Annotated in this window: 13 protein-coding genes; 3 read left to right on the top strand and 10 right to left on the bottom strand. The window is 58.4% G+C overall.

What is annotated here, in order from left to right; genetic code table 11:
- Nucleotides 1-2: 2 nt before the first annotated feature.
- The 3 genes from guaB to V6P94_RS07975 form a co-directional block, all read right to left on the bottom strand.
- Entirely contained in the window at nt 3-1,472 is a 1,470-nt protein-coding gene (gene guaB, locus V6P94_RS07985) for an IMP dehydrogenase (protein ID WP_133075940.1), read from the bottom strand.
- Between the two features lie 229 nt (nt 1,473-1,701).
- Nucleotides 1,702-2,250, bottom strand: coding sequence for a sugar ABC transporter ATPase (locus tag V6P94_RS07980; protein ID WP_326398415.1), 549 nt, complete (start codon nt 2,248-2,250; stop codon nt 1,702-1,704).
- An 85-nt stretch (nt 2,251-2,335) separates the two neighbouring features.
- Entirely contained in the window at nt 2,336-3,082 is a 747-nt protein-coding gene (locus V6P94_RS07975; RefSeq protein WP_133075942.1) for a sulfite exporter TauE/SafE family protein, read from the bottom strand.
- Between the two features lie 81 nt (nt 3,083-3,163).
- Between V6P94_RS07975 and xseA the strand changes: the two genes are divergently transcribed.
- From xseA to leuA, 3 genes are all read left to right on the top strand, one after another.
- Nucleotides 3,164-4,543, top strand: a complete 1,380-nt coding sequence (gene xseA / locus V6P94_RS07970) for an exodeoxyribonuclease VII large subunit (protein WP_338649200.1) — start codon at nt 3,164-3,166, stop codon at nt 4,541-4,543.
- 3 nt (nt 4,544-4,546) lie between these two features.
- Nucleotides 4,547-5,371: a M23 family metallopeptidase gene (locus tag V6P94_RS07965; RefSeq protein ID WP_133075944.1), complete on the top strand. Its 825-nt coding sequence runs from the start codon at nt 4,547-4,549 to the stop codon at nt 5,369-5,371.
- Between the two features lie 345 nt (nt 5,372-5,716).
- Nucleotides 5,717-7,396, top strand: a complete 1,680-nt coding sequence (gene leuA, locus V6P94_RS07960) for a 2-isopropylmalate synthase (RefSeq protein ID WP_133075945.1) — start codon at nt 5,717-5,719, stop codon at nt 7,394-7,396.
- Between the two features lie 217 nt (nt 7,397-7,613).
- On the opposite strand, the gene V6P94_RS07955 is transcribed toward leuA, so the two are convergent.
- The 7 genes from V6P94_RS07955 to ispG form a co-directional block, all read right to left on the bottom strand.
- Entirely contained in the window at nt 7,614-8,405 is a 792-nt protein-coding gene (locus V6P94_RS07955; RefSeq protein WP_326398418.1) for an amidohydrolase, read from the bottom strand.
- Nucleotides 8,393-9,541, bottom strand: coding sequence for a pyridoxal phosphate-dependent aminotransferase (locus V6P94_RS07950; protein ID WP_326398419.1), 1,149 nt, complete (start codon nt 9,539-9,541; stop codon nt 8,393-8,395). The genes V6P94_RS07955 and V6P94_RS07950 overlap by 13 nt, the downstream gene beginning before the upstream one ends.
- Nucleotides 9,542-9,664: 123 nt before the next feature.
- Nucleotides 9,665-11,134, bottom strand: a complete 1,470-nt coding sequence (gene der, locus V6P94_RS07945; RefSeq protein ID WP_019823656.1) for a ribosome biogenesis GTPase Der — start codon at nt 11,132-11,134, stop codon at nt 9,665-9,667.
- A gap of 138 nt (nt 11,135-11,272) precedes the next feature.
- Nucleotides 11,273-12,424, bottom strand: coding sequence for an outer membrane protein assembly factor BamB (gene bamB / locus V6P94_RS07940; RefSeq protein WP_133075948.1), 1,152 nt, complete (start codon nt 12,422-12,424; stop codon nt 11,273-11,275).
- Nucleotides 12,417-13,058 (bottom strand): tetratricopeptide repeat protein, encoded by a 642-nt coding sequence (locus V6P94_RS07935; protein ID WP_133075949.1) that lies wholly within the window; start codon nt 13,056-13,058, stop codon nt 12,417-12,419. Before V6P94_RS07935 ends, bamB begins: the two co-directional genes overlap by 8 nt.
- Before the next feature lie 41 nt (nt 13,059-13,099).
- Nucleotides 13,100-14,389, bottom strand: coding sequence for a histidine--tRNA ligase (gene hisS / locus V6P94_RS07930; RefSeq protein WP_326398420.1), 1,290 nt, complete (start codon nt 14,387-14,389; stop codon nt 13,100-13,102).
- A 22-nt stretch (nt 14,390-14,411) separates the two neighbouring features.
- Nucleotides 14,412-15,521: a flavodoxin-dependent (E)-4-hydroxy-3-methylbut-2-enyl-diphosphate synthase gene (ispG, locus tag V6P94_RS07925; RefSeq protein ID WP_019823663.1), complete on the bottom strand. Its 1,110-nt coding sequence runs from the start codon at nt 15,519-15,521 to the stop codon at nt 14,412-14,414.
- Nucleotides 15,522-15,523 lie beyond the last annotated feature (2 nt).

Raw genomic sequence — 15,523 nt, 5'->3', positions numbered from 1 at the left:
TATCAACCTACGCGATAGTTTGGAGCTTCTTTGGTGATCTGCACGTCGTGGACGTGGGATTCAGCCATGCCAGCGCCGGTGATGCGCACGAACTCGGGTTTGGTACGCATTTGCTCGATGTCGGCACAGCCGGTGTAACCCATCGAGGAACGCAGACCGCCCATCAGTTGGTGAACGATTGCGGTCAACGAACCCTTGTACGCCACGCGACCTTCGATGCCTTCCGGCACCAGCTTCTCGGCACCCGCGGAGGAGTCTTGGAAGTAACGGTCGGAGGAACCCTGGGATTGCGACATCGCACCCAGCGAACCCATGCCGCGGTAGGCCTTGTACGAACGGCCCTGGTACAACTCGATCTCGCCCGGTGCTTCTTCAGTACCGGCAAACATCGAACCCATCATCACGCAGGACGCACCGGCAACGATGGCCTTGGACAAGTCACCCGAGAAACGGATGCCGCCGTCAGCGATCAACGGTACGCCAGTGCCTTCAAGGGCAGCAGCAACATTGGCAATCGCGCTGATTTGCGGAACGCCAACACCGGCCACGATACGGGTGGTGCAGATCGAGCCTGGGCCGATACCGACTTTAACCGCGTCAGCGCCAGCTTCAGCCAGGGCCAGAGCAGCAGCGCCGGTGGCGATGTTGCCGCCGATCACCTGAACTTCAGGGAAGTTCTGCTTGACCCAACGAACGCGGTCGATCACGCCTTTGGAGTGACCGTGAGCGGTGTCGACAACCACCACGTCAACGCCAGCAGCCACGAGGGCGGCCACGCGATCAGCGGTGTCCTTGCCGGTACCTACCGCAGCGCCTACGCGCAGACGACCTTGATCGTCCTTGCTGGCCAGCGGGTAAGCCTTGGCTTTTTCGATGTCGTTAACGGTCATCATGCCTTTGAGGGCAAATTTGTCGTCGACGATCAGCACGCGCTCGATGCGGTGCTTGTGCAGCAGTTCGCGGGCTTCTTCCTTGTCGGCGCCTTCCTTGACCGTGACCAGACGCTCTTTAGGCGTCATCACGTCACGAACGGTAGCTTCCAGACGGTTTTCGAAGCGCACGTCACGGGACGTCACGATGCCGACCAGGTCGCCATTGTGCAGTACAGGAACGCCGGAGATGTTGTGCTGGCGGGTCAGTTCAAGCAGTTCACGTACCGTGGCATCAGCCTCGATGGTGATGGGCTCTTTAACCACACCGGCTTCGAAGCGCTTGACCTTGCGAACTTCGTGAGCTTGCTGCTCGATGGTCATGTTCTTGTGGATGATGCCGATACCGCCTTCCTGAGCCATGGCGATTGCCAGACGGGCTTCAGTCACGGTGTCCATTGCGGCGGAAACCAGCGGAATATTCAGTTCAATGCCACGGGTCAAACGAGTCTTTAGGCTGACTTCGTTCGGGAGAACCTCGGAATAACCGGGGACGAGAAGGATGTCATCGAATGTGAGTGCTTCTTGGCTGATACGCAGCATCGCTGGGGCTCCCGAGCGGGAAAATGGAAGCGCGCCATTGTACTCAAAACACCTGAGTCTCTCAACGGAAACCTTTAGAGAGTTTTGCGCTAAGGGCCAATGATTAGCTGACTTTGAAGGCAGAAAAACAGTCGTGTAGTCGCTGCCGAAGGCTGCGAAGGGTTGCGGAGCAACCCGTTAACTGGAAGCCGCGCGATGCCCTTCGCAGCCTTCGGCAGCGACTACAGGTTCACAGCTCGACTTTCACCCACGCCACCGGCTGATCAAGCCAGTCGGCAAACTCGTCGAGGAAGCTTTGCTTGAAACCCGCCTCGGCCCAGTTGTTGAAAATAAAGCCCAGGTTGGAAAACGCGCACGGCTGCAAAAACAGAAAGCCGTTGATGTCGTCTTCATGGGCGCACAACGGGCAAATGTAATTGTCGGTACGCCCCGGCATCCAGTCCTCGAGACTGTCGAACAACGCCTCCCCCACTTCCTTGCGGCACTCGGCGCAGCCGGCTTCTTCGAGAAAGCCCTTGGACGGGGTGTAGATGCAGCGCTTGGTAATGATCTCCAGGCCATTGACCGGCTGACCAAATGGCAGCGCCTCAGGGTGCAGCACCACCTCCCGGGCACCCGGTGCGATGGCATACGCCATGCCGTTGCCCGTACGTCCGCACGTGGTCAGTTCTTCTTCAATGATGTTCTTGCGCACCAGCCAGCGCACGATGGCCCTGGCACGGGGCTCATGCACCGGCAAGGTGGATATTTTGGGAACGATGATGCTTTGCGAGTTCATGAGATACGGCACATATACGTGGGATAAGGGCAACACACTGAAACGGTGGGAGCGGGCGCGCAGCTTAAAGCCTCACACCGCGAGGTCAAGCGCTCAGATAGCGCGCAATCAGCGCAATCCCGCTGGCCAGTACCAGCCACGTCACCAGTCGCACAAAAGCCTCACGGGACAATTTGCGCGTCAGCCGGCGCCCTACCCACAACCCCAATGCCATGGCAGGCAACAAGCAGGCACCCAGCAACAGTAGCTCGCCGTCGGCATATACGCCTGCGATCACAAACAGGCTCAGGCGCACCACGGTGCTGCAACTGATCAACGCACTTTGGGTCGCCCGCGCTGCTTCCTTGGGCAATCGCGCGTTGAGGTACAGCGCATACAAAAAGCCGCCACTACCAAACAGGGCGCCGAACAAGCCGCCCGTGATACCCGTGGGGATGGCCCAGCCGGCTGCCACCTGTGTCGGTTTCACCTTTACCGCCAGGCTATACAAGGCGTAAGCGGTGATAAAAAGCCCCATCAACAGCAACAACAGGTCGGACTTGAGGCTAAGCAAGAATGTCACGCCGACCACGCAGCCGATCGCCATGCACGGCAGCAAGCGCAACAACTCGGGGCGCGCCACATCTCGCCGGGCAGGCAGCCAGTTGCCAAATGCCGCGACAAAATCCAGCAACACCAGCAACGGGATGATTTTGGACAAAGGCAGGCACAGGATCAGCAGCGGCCCCGCCACCAGTGCGGTGCCGAACCCGGCCACGCCAAACACGATATATGCCAGCGCAATTGCCAGCTCCAGCAACACCCACTCGCTACCCGTAAAAGGCAAATCCATTGCACTGCATCCTTGTATTTTTGTGCGCGGACTTTAACCGGGCAGGTGCAGACAGAACAATCCGCCCTTATGATGACCCGCATGATTAAAGACCCCTTTGCAAGACTCAACCTTGACCGAGAAGTCCTGACCGTCAGCCAACTCAATGGCCGGGCGCGGGTGTTGCTCGAAGACGTGTTCAGCAACATCTGGGTAGAAGGCGAAATTTCCAACCTCGCCCGCCCCGCTTCCGGCCACGTGTATTTCACCCTCAAGGACAGTGGCGCCCAGGTGCGTTGCGCGCTGTTTCGCAACAACGCGGCGCGGGTTCGCCAGGCCTTGAAGGACGGCCTGGCGGTGAAGGTCCGGGGCAAGGTGTCGTTGTTTGAAGGCCGCGGTGACTATCAACTGATCCTCGATACGGTGGAGCCCGCGGGTGATGGCGCGCTGCGCCTGGCCTTCGATGCACTGAAAGAAAAACTCAGCGCCGAAGGCCTGTTCAGCCCCGAGCGCAAGGTTGCCCTGCCTGCTCACCCGCAGCGCATCGGTATTGTCAGCTCGCCCACCGGAGCGGTGATTCGCGACATCATCAGCGTCTTTCGTCGCCGGGCGCCTCAGGTCGAACTGACACTGATCCCCACCGCCGTGCAAGGTCGCGAAGCCACGGCGCAAATTGTCCGGGCATTGCGACTGGCTGATGCCCGGGGTTTCGACGCCTTGATCCTGGCCCGAGGCGGCGGTTCTCTGGAAGACCTGTGGTGCTTTAACGAAGAAGCCGTAGCCCGTGCCATCGATGCCTGTGTGACGCCGATTGTCAACGCTGTCGGTCATGAAACCGATGTGTCCATCGCCGACTTTGTAGCGGACGTACGCGCGCCAACGCCCTCTGCGGCTGCTGAGTTGCTGGCACCGGACTCAAGTGACCTGCAACGCCGAATTGACAGCCTGCACCGGCGCCTGGTGATGCGCATTCGCGACCGTTTGATGCGCGACCGCTTGCGACTGGATGGCCTGGCACGCCGCTTGCGCCACCCTGGCGAACGCCTGCGCCAGCAGGCCCAGCGCCTGGATGACCTGGACATGCGCATGCGCCGAGCGTTCGAGCGCAGCCTCAATACCCGCCGCGAGCGTCTGATCCGCCTCGAAACCCGACTGGCGGCACAGCATCCGGGGCGCCAACTGGCCATGTTGCGCCAGCGCCTGGACAGTCTGGCGGAACGCTTGCCACGGGCCATGCGCGAAGGCCTCAAGGCACGCCGCATGCAGCTGCAAAGCCAGATGCAAACCTTGCACGTGGTCAGCCCGCTGGCGACCCTTGGGCGCGGCTACAGCATTTTGCTGGATGAGCGTGGCAATGCCATTCGCAGCGCCGGGCAAACCCATAACGGCCAGCGCTTGAAAGCCAGGCTGGGCGAAGGCGAACTGCAAGTCCGGGTCGAGGATAATCACCTCACGCCCGTCACCCTTTCCTTACTGGATTAACTGATGTCACGCTTTCTTTCTGCCGTCCTGTTGCTCTGCCTGACCCTCAACGCGCACGCAGCTGACAGTTACATCACGCGCTTATTGAATAAACCGGTGCCGGGCGGTGTTGCCGTGATTGAGCTGGGGACCGGCGCGCAAGCACCCAAGGCAACCTACGATGGCAAACCGGTGCTGGTGATCAAGGAGCAGGACACCTGGCGGGCGATTGTCGGCATCCCGCTAACGGTAAAACCGGGCCCCCAATCAATCATCAGCGGCTCGCGGGAACTGAGCTTCACGGTGGGCAACAAGAAATACCCCGAGCAGCGCATCACGCTGAAGAACCAGCGCCAGGTCAACCCCAACCCGGCTGACATCAAGCGCATCGACAACGAGCTGGCGATTCAGATCAAGGCTTACCGTACTTTCAGCCCCAACACCCCGAGTAACCTGCTGCTGGACAAACCGGTCAACGGACCGCTGTCCAGCAAGTTTGGCGTGCGCCGCTTTTTCAACGGTGAAGAACGCAACCCCCACGCTGGCCTCGACTTTGCCGTACCTGCAGGTACGCCCATCAAAACCCCGGCGGCCGGTAAAGTGATCCTGATCGGCAACTACTTCTTCAATGGCAACACGGTGTTCGTGGATCACGGCCAAGGCTTCATCAGCATGTTTTGCCATATGTCGAAAATTGACACCAAGGTTGGCCAGCAACTGGCTCGTGGCGACGTAGTGGGCAAGGTCGGCTCCACCGGACGCGCCACAGGCCCTCATATGCACTGGAACGTCAGCCTCAATGACGCCAGGGTTGACCCGGCTATTTTCATCGGGGCCTTCCAACCCTGATTACGCCATAGAAACAGAGCATGCCTCGCAGCACCCGAGGCATGCCCTACCTTGAAGTTGCGCAATTTTAGATTTACACAAAACAAAATACAGCAATTAAAACTCGTATTTTCTTCGTATACGAGCATTTATCTCAATGTTTTTTATGCGCTTGCCATCTCTCAGCCCAGTGGTTAGGGTTGAGCTTATGAAAACCTCTCACACCCTCATCCTGCTCCGCCAACATCGCAGCCTTTGCCTCGTCAGCGCACGACTGCAAAGCTAATTGCGGTGCCTCGCCCTCTGCTTTGTATTTTTCCGGCTGGCCGCGTCTGAATAGTCGGCACGCATATTAAGGATTGCCTGATGACCATGCTCAAAAACCCGTCTTCCAAATACCGCGCCTTCCCGGTCATTGATTTGCCTGATCGTACCTGGCCATCGAAAACCATCACCAGCGCACCTGTCTGGTGCAGCTCCGACCTGCGCGATGGCAACCAGTCGCTGATCGAGCCGATGGATGCGGTAAAAAAGCTGCGCTTCTGGAAGACCCTGGTCAGTGTTGGCGTAAAGGAAATCGAGGCATCGTTCCCGGCTGCGTCGCAAACCGACTTTGATTTTGTGCGCACCCTGATCGAAGACGGCCACATCCCGGACGACACCACCATCCAGGTGCTGACCCAGGGCCGTGAAGACTTGATCGCACGCACTTTCGAGTCGTTGCGCGGGGCGAAAAAAGCCATCGTTCACCTGTACAACGCCACCTGCCCTGCGTTTCGCCGCATCGTGTTCAATCAGGACAAGGACGGCATCAAGGAGATCGCGGTCAGCGCCGCCAAGCTGTTCGTCAAATACGCCGCCCAGCAGCCCGAAACCCACTGGACATTCGAGTACTCGCCAGAGACGTTCAGCGCCACTGAGCTGGAGTTCGCCAAGGAAGTCTGTGACGCAGTGATCGAGGTCTGGAACCCAACACCTGAGCACAAGATGATCCTCAACTTGCCTGCCACTGTTGAGTGCGCCACCCCTAACATCTACGCCGACCAGATCGAGTGGTTCGGCCGCAACATCAACCGCCGTGACAGCGTCTTGATCAGCCTGCACACCCACAACGACCGTGGCACTGGTGTTGCCGCAACCGAACTGGGCCTGATGGCTGGCGCCGATCGTGTCGAAGGCTGCCTGTTTGGCAACGGCGAGCGTACCGGCAACGTCGACCTGGTGACGGTGGCCTTGAACATGTACACCCAGGGCCTGGATCCACAACTGGACTTCTCGGACATCGACGGCGTGCGCAAAGTGGTCGAAGAGTGCAACCAGATCCCGGTTCACCCTCGTCACCCGTATGTGGGCGACCTGGTCCACACCGCGTTCTCCGGCTCGCACCAGGACGCTATCCGCAAAGGCTTCGCCCAGCAAAAACCGGACGCCCTTTGGGAAGTGCCGTACTTGCCAATCGACCCGGCGGATATTGGCCGCAGCTATGAAGCCGTGATCCGGGTTAACAGCCAGTCGGGCAAAGGCGGAATTGCTTACCTGCTGGAGCAGGAATACGGCATCAGCTTGCCACGCCGTATGCAGATCGAATTCAGCCAGGTCGTTCAGCGCGAAACCGATCGCCTGGGTCTGGAAATGACGGCTCAGCAGATTCACAACTTGCTTCGCACTGAGTACTTGCAGGCCAATACGCCTTACGCGCTGGTCAGCCACCGCTTACAGGAAGAGAACGGCCATAGCGCAGTCGAGGTTGAAGTGTCGGCCAAAGGCGATGGCGAAACCAACCTGCGCTGGAGCGGCAAGGGCAACGGCGCGCTGGAAGCGCTGGTCGCTGGCCTGCCGGTCAACGCCGAAATAATGGACTACAACGAACACGCAATTGGCGCGGGCACCAACGCCAAGGCTGCGGCTTACATTGAACTGCGGGTCAATGGCGGGCGTGCCGTACATGGCGTGGGTATTGATGAAAACATCACCACGGCAAGCTTCAAGGCCGTGTTCAGCGCCCTGAACCGTTCGCTGACCGAAACCGAGGCCAAAGCGGCGTAAGCATTGGCCCGAAACGCAAAAGCCCCCAAGGTGAACGCCTTGGGGGCTTTTTATTTCATCGAGGCCCAGGACCGGCAATGACTAGCACCTGTGGGAGCGGGCTTGCTCGCGATTCAGGCGGCGCGGTTTGGCAGACAGACTGCAGTGATGCCATCGCGGGCAAGCCACGCTCCCACAGGTTTTAAGTCGCACACCGTCTGATAACGGCTTCCACACATCAGCGCAGCTCGAAATCGTCCGCATCCAGGTTGGCCGGAAACCGCTCACGATAGGCACTCAGATCGGCCGCGTTGAGGCTCATGGTGAACACGCCGTCCGCCTCACCGGCACTGAGCAGTGACTCGCCCTGGAAGTCGAAGATATGGCTGTCGCCCGTGTAGACCATCCCTTTACCGTCCGTGCCCACCCGATTCACCGCTGCGACGTAACAGAGATTTTCGATGGCCCGTGCAGGTAATAAGCGGTTCCAGTGCAATCGACGCGCCCCTGGCCAACTGGCGGTATACAGCAACAAGTCGGTGTCGTGAGGGTCGCAGCTCCACACCGGGAAGCGCAGGTCATAGCAAATCAAAGGGCGAATACGCCAACCTTTGACCTCGAACTGAACCTGACGCTCACCCGGGGTGAAATGCTCATGCTCACCGGCCATACGAAACAGGTGACGTTTGTCGTAGTGCAGCACTTCGCCATCAGGGCGGGCCCACAACAATCGATTACGGTGGCTGCCATCTGCCGCACGCACAATCACGCTACCCGTGACCACGGCATCAAGCCTTTTTGCCTGCTTGCGCAGCCACTCGGTGCTTGGGCCGCCTTCAGGTTCAGCCAGGGTTTTGGACTCCATGCTGAAGCCGGTGGTAAACATTTCGGGCAGCACCACCAGATCGGCGCCCCGAGCATGCTCAAGCAGCTCGTCGAAATGTTCGAAATTGGCCTGACGGTCATGCCAGGCTAGCGTGGTTTGCACCAGTGCCACGGTTAAATCGGGTAAACCCTTCAGATCACGCATAGTTTTTCTGCTGCTTCGCGCAGCGTCTCCTCGCGTTTTGCAAAACATAGACGAACCAGCCGCTGCCCTTCAGGCGGGGTCTGGTAGAACACCGACACCGGGATAGTGGCCACCCCGTGTTCGCGGGTCAGCCATACCGCCATGTCGACATCGTTGAGGTCCGGGCGAATCCGGGAGTAATCCACCAACTGAAAATACGTACCTGCCACCGGCTTGAAGGTAAAACGCGACGGGCTGAGCAAATCACAGAACAGGTCGCGCTTGGCCTGGTAAAACCCTGGCAACTCTTCAACGTGCTCCGGGTGATCGGCCATGAAGTCTGCCAACGCATACTGCAAGGGCGTTACTCCGCAGAAGCTGACGTACTGGTGAACCTTGCGCAGTTCAACGGTCAAGGCAGGCGGCGCAACGACGTAGCCTGTTTTCCAGCCTGTCACGTGGTAGGTCTTACCGAATGAGCTGACAACGAATGCGCGATGGTACAACTCAGGATGGGACAAAACACTGACGTGGGGCACGCCATCGAACACCAGATGTTCGTACACCTCATCGCTGATGAGGTAGATATCGCGGTCGGCAATCAGGCGGGCCAACTGGTCCAGTTCGGCACGACTGATCAGGGCACCGCTTGGGTTGTGCGGGCTATTCAGGATGATCATGCGCGTGCGCGGGCTCAGGGCATCTTCAAGTTGTTGCCAATCTATCGAGAAGTCTTCCAGCCCCAGTTGCACATGCACGCAACGGCCACCCGCCAGCTCAACCGAGGGCTCGTAGCTGTCGTAGCACGGATCAAAGACGATCACTTCATCGCCGGCATGAATCACGGCCTGGATTGCGCAGAAAATGGCCTGGGTCGCGCCAGGCGTGATCGTCACCTCGGTGTCAGCATCCACCTTGACCCCGTAGCTGCGGGAAATTTTGGCTGCCACCTGCTCACGCAAGGCAGGCAAGCCGGTCATGGGTGAGTACTGGTTATGGCCACTGGCAATGTGCTTGCCGACCGCGTCACGCAATGCCTGCGGGCCGTCGAAATCGGGGAACCCCTGAGACAGGTTAAGTGCGCCGGTTTCTGTCGCGAGCTGCGACATGCGCGTGAAAATAGTGGTGCCTACATTCGGCAACTTGCTGGTGATCATGGCCGTTCCCTGTTGAGTTCCCGGCACTGACTACGGCGCAGGACCCTCCGAGAATAGCCCAAACGTCAGACACGAAAAAGGGCCCTTTCGGACCCTTTCTCAATACGCTAGAACCTTGCGCTATCAGCGCTTGTCTTTGCGGTTTTTCTCGGCTTTCTTGTGGTGCGACATCATGCGGCGCTTCTTGTTGACCTGACGGTCGGTCAGCGAGTTCTTGTTGCCTTCGTACGGGTTCTCGCCACCTTTGAACTCGATGCGGATCGGCGTACCGACCAGCTTCAAGACACGACGGTAGGTGTTTTCGAGATAACGGACGTAAGACTTCGGAACCTTCTCAACCTGGTTACCGTGGATCACGATAATCGGCGGGTTAGCACCACCCAAGTGGGCATAACGCAGTTTGATCCGGCGGCTGTTGACCATCGGTGGCGCGTGCTCACTGACCGCATCTTCCAGGATCTGGGTCAGACGGTTGGTCGGCCAGCGGGTAACCGCTGACTTGAAGGAGTTCTGCACCGACTGGTACAGGTTGCCCACGCCAGTGCCGTGCAGCGCCGAGATAAAGTGAATATCGGCGAAGTCGACGAAGAACAGGCGACGCGTCAGCTCGACTTTAACGAAGTCGCGCTCGCTCGGGGTCATGCCGTCCCACTTGTTGATCGCGATGACCAGAGCCCGACCGGCCTCCAGCGCAAAGCCCAACAGGTTGAGGTCGTGGTCAACCACGCCTTCACGGGCGTCCATCACAAAGATCACCACGTTGGCGTCTTTGATCGCTTGCAGGGTTTTGACCACGGAGAACTTTTCAACTTCTTCGTGGATCTTGCCGCGCTTGCGCACACCGGCGGTGTCGATCAGCGTGTACTTCTCGTCGTTACGCTCAAACGGGATGTAGATACTGTCGCGGGTAGTGCCTGGCTGGTCATACACGATTACCCGGTCTTCACCGAGCATGCGGTTAACCAGAGTCGACTTGCCAACGTTAGGACGACCGATGATGGCGATTTTGATGCCGTCTTTTTCGCTTGGGCCAGGAATGCGCTTGGCTTCCTCACCTTCGAGAACGACTTCTTCTTCGCCGTCTTCAGGCTCTTCTTCGTCACGCGGGAAGTTGCTCAGGGCAATTTCCAGCATCTGGGTAATACCACGACCGTGAGCACCGGCGATTGGAATCGCGTCGCCCATGCCCAGTGGCGCGAACTCGGCGCGAGCCATGTCCGGATCGATGTTGTCGACCTTGTTGGCTACTACGTAGGAACGCTTGTTACGTTTGCGAAGGTGTTCGCCGATCATCTGGTCAGCGGCGGTGAAGCCTGCTTTTGCATCTACCAGGAACAGAACGACATCAGCTTCTTCGATAGCCAGCAGCGACTGCTCGGCCATCTTTTCGTCCATACCGTGCTCGTCACCGGAGATACCGCCGGTGTCGACCAGAATGTAGGAACGCCCTTGCCACTTGGCCTCACCGTATTGGCGATCACGGGTCAGACCGGACAAGTCGCCAACGATGGCGTCACGAGTCCTGGTCAGGCGGTTGAACAAGGTGGACTTGCCGACGTTTGGTCGGCCCACCAGGGCGATTACGGGAACCATGCGGCTCTCCACTTCGTTATTTCAGAAAATACAAAAGCCGCTGCAAGGCAGCGGCCAGAGTTCGGAACAGCACAAATGTGCCGCAAACCTTGCCAGAGCAAGGCTGCCCGAGGCCCTGAAGCCTCAAGCATAGACGCCTTAGCGAATGGTCAGGGCTTCCAGTTTGCCGCTGTTACCAAACACGTAAATCATGTCACCGACCACCAGCGGACGCGCCCGAAGGCCATCACTATCAACGCGGGTACGGCCCACGAAACGACCATCGACCTGGCTCAGCAGGTGCAGATAGCCTTCCATGTCACCGACCGCCACGTAGCTGGAGAAGACTTCCGGTGCCGACAATTGACGGCGAGCCAGAGCATCATTGCTCCACAGTGAGGTGGTCGAACGCTCGTCAACGCCTTCTACAGTGCCCGACGCCAGGCTGACGTAGACGCTGCCAAAGCCTTGAGCGACACCTGAATAGCTGGAAGCATCGCGTTGCCAGAGCACGCGACCCGATTCCATTTCAAGCGCAGCCATACGGCCCTGGTAGCTGGCGACATACAGTGTACCGCCAGACATCAGCAGGCCACCGTCGATATCGACAATGCGTTCAAGCTCGGAGCGACCTTGCGGGATGGCAACACGTTGCTCCCACACAGGTACGCCGTTGCGCGTATCAAGGGCAACCACTTTACCGGTCGACAGACCGGCAATGGCCAGGTGATTGGTCACCAGTGGTGCGCCCGTGCCACGCAAGGTCAGCACGCCCGGCGTGCTGTCATACGTCCAACGCTGATTGCCGGTGGAAGCATCCAGGCCGATCAGGCGATCGTCCTGGGTCTGTACCACAACGATATCGCCGTTGGTCGCAGGAGGTGCAAGCACTTCGCTGTTGACGCGAGAGCGCCATTTTTCTTCGCCGGTGCTGGAATCCAGGGCAACCACGTCACCTTGCAAGGTGCCGAGCATGACCAGGCCATAGCCCAGGCCAACTGCGCCAGAAACAGGCAGTTCGAGGTCTTTTTTCCACTCAACGTCGCCGTTCATGCGGTCCAGAGACATCACAACACCCGTTACGTCTGCGGCGTAGATGTTGTTACCTTCAACCGCTGGAACCAGCATATTGTAGGTTTTGCCCTGACCGTCACCGATCGAGCGGCTCCACTGCTTTTGCAGCACGACTTCTTCTTTGAAGTCGGTCAGCTCGGCCGGTGGCAGTTCTTTTTTGCTGTTGCTGCTGCAACCCGCGGCCAAAACGACCAGAGCCAGCAATGCCGCATGTTTCCAACGCATCACGTCACGCATCCCCTTTGGCCAGGTCATCGAGCTTGATTTGTAAGCCACCTACCGCTGCTTCGTCCGACAAGGCGGCCTTGGCTTTTTCGTAGGCTGCACGTGCGTCGTCGGCACGGCCCTGCTGCACCAGCAAGTCGCCCTTGAGCTCTTCGCGGCTGGCCAGGAATGCTTTGTCCGAATCACCTTCAAGCAGTTTCAGGGCATCATCGACCTTGCCCTGTGCCGCCAGAACCTGGGCCAGACGCTGACGCGCCACTTCAGCCAGGGTGGCATTGGCCGGTTTGTCGACAATGGCTTTCAGCTCTGCGGCCGCGTCATCGAGTTTGCCGTTGTCCACTGCGACCTTGGCCACGAACAGACCGCCAAATTGCGCATAGGCAGAACCTGCGTATTCGCTTTTCAACTTGTTGGCCAAATCAGCCACACGGGCCACATCGGGCTGACCGTCAGGCGTGAGTGTGGTCTCTAGCAACTGTTGGTAGAGAATCGACGCACCCTGCGACTGATTCGTCTGATACTTGTGCCAAAACTGCCAGCCGAACACCACCACCAGCGCCAGCATGCCGCCAGTGACCAGGGGTTTGCCGTTACGCTGCCACCAGTCTTTCAACTCGCCCAGCTGATCATCATCGTTACTCGACACCCCAACACTCCTTAATTCGATAAATCGGCTGTTTTACAGCTTCAACCCTGCACGACGCAGGTGGCCAGGTGCTCGGAAAGAGCATCCCAGGCAATCGTTTGTTGTTCGCCCTGGCCACGCAGGGGTTTTAAACCTACCATTTGCTGGGCCAATTCGTCGTCACCCAGGATCAGCGCGTACAGTGCGCCGCTCTTGTCAGCCTTTTTGAACTGGCTTTTGAAACTGCCTGCACCAGCATTGATCTGCAAGCGCAGGTTCGGTAGCTGATCGCGAACACGTTCGCTCAAAGTCAGGGCAGCCAACTCGGCAGCCTCACCGAAAGCACACAGGTAAACATCGACCTGACGCGCGATTTCTTCCGGGATCTGCTCAAGGGTTTCGAGCAGCAGAATCAAGCGCTCGATGCCCATGGCGAAACCGACACCCGTAGTAGGCTTGCCGCCCATTTGCTCGACCAGACCGTCATAACGGCCGCCAGCACACACGGTGCCCTGGGCGCCCAGTTTGTCAGTAACCCATTCGAATACGGTTTTGCTGTAGTAATCCAGACCACGAACCAGTTTTGGATTGATCGTGTAGGGAATGCCCGCTGCATCGAGGCGCGCCTTGAGGCCCTCGAAATGCACACGGGATTCTTCGTCCAGATAGTCAACCAGCTTCGGCGCGTCGACCAGAACAGCTTGAGTATCGGCATTTTTGGTGTCGAGGACGCGCAGCGGATTGGATTTCAAACGACGCTGGCTGTCTTCGTCAAGCTCGCTCAGGCGCGAGGACAAGTATTCGACCAGAGCAGCACGGTAGCGCCCACGGGCTTCGCTGGTGCCCAGGCTGTTAAGTTCGAGCTTGACCGCATCGCGGATACCCAGCTCGCCCCACAGGCGCCAGGTCAGCACGATCAGTTCGGCATCGATGTCCGGCCCATCAAGGTTGAACACCTCGACACCAATTTGATGAAACTGGCGATAGCGCCCTTTTTGCGGACGCTCGTGGCGGAACATCGGACCGATGTACCACAATTTTTGTACCTGGCCGCCGCCGGTGATGCCGTGCTCAAGCACCGCACGCACGCACGCCGCAGTACCTTCAGGGCGCAAGGTCAGCGAATCGCCGTTGCGGTCCTCGAAGGTGTACATCTCTTTTTCGACGATGTCGGTCACTTCACCGATAGAGCGTTTGAACAGCTCGGTGAACTCAACGATTGGCATACGGATTTGCTTGTAACCGTAGTTATCCAGCAAACGCGAAACCTTGCCCTCAAAGTAGCGCCACAGAGGCGTCTGCTCCGGTAGGATGTCGTTCATGCCACGAATGGCTTGCAATGACTTGCTCACAATAAATCCTTTATTCGTCTGGTTAGCCGCGCGCGATAACTGCAGCGTCAGCTTCGACCTTTTCGGCCGCCCTCTGCCGGATCAGTCTTTCGAGCTGGTCCACCAGATTGTCATTCGTCAGTTTCTGCGACGGCTTGCCGTCAATGTAAATCAGGTTGGGTGTACCACCGGTGAGCCCCACATGGGCTTCCTTGGCTTCGCCAGGACCGTTGACCACACAACCGATCACCGCCACATCCAACGGCACCAGCAGGTCTTCAAGACGAACTTCAAGTTCGTTCATGGTTTTCACCACATCGAAGTTCTGCCGAGAGCAGCTTGGGCACGCAATGAAGTTGATGCCACGCGAGCGCAGGTGCAGGGACTTGAGGATGTCGTAGCCGACTTTTACTTCCTCTACCGGGTCTGCCGCCAACGAGATACGGATGGTATCGCCAATGCCTTCGGCGAGCAGCATACCTAGGCCCACGGCAGATTTCACTGTGCCTGAACGCAAACCACCGGCTTCGGTGATCCCCAGGTGCAGCGGTTGAACGATTTCCTTGGCCAGAAGACGGTAGGCCTCAACAGCCATGAAGACGTCGGAAGCCTTCACGCTGACCTTGAAGTCCTTGAAGTTCAGACGTTCAAGGTGCTCGACGTGGCGCAGAGCCGACTCGACCAGAGCGGCTGGTGTCGGCTCGCCATATTTCTTTTGCAGGTCTTTTTCGAGCGATCCCGCGTTGACGCCGATACGGATCGGAATACCGCGATCCCGTGCCGCATCAACTACCGCACGCACACGGTCTTCACGACCGATGTTGCCCGGGTTGATCCGCAGGCAATCCACACCCAGTTCCGCGACGCGCAGGGCGATCCGGTAATCGAAGTGGATGTCGGCAACCAATGGCACCTTGACCAACTGCTTGATCCGGCCAAAAGCTTCAGCAGCGTCCATATCCGGTACGGAAATCCGTACGATATCAACGCCTGCTGCCTCCAGGCGGTTGATCTGGGCTACGGTTGCAGCAACATCATTGGTGTCACTGTTGGTCATGCTCTGTACAGCGATAGGGGCGTCGCCACCTACGGGTACATTGCCGACCCAGATTTTGCGCGATTCGCGACGTTTGATTGGTGATTCGCCGTGCATGA

Source organism: Pseudomonas sp. ML2-2023-3 (assembly GCF_037055275.1).
GTDB lineage: Bacteria > Pseudomonadota > Gammaproteobacteria > Pseudomonadales > Pseudomonadaceae > Aquipseudomonas.
Note: the sequence above shows the minus strand (reverse complement) of the source record. Positions and strands in the feature narration are given on the sequence as shown.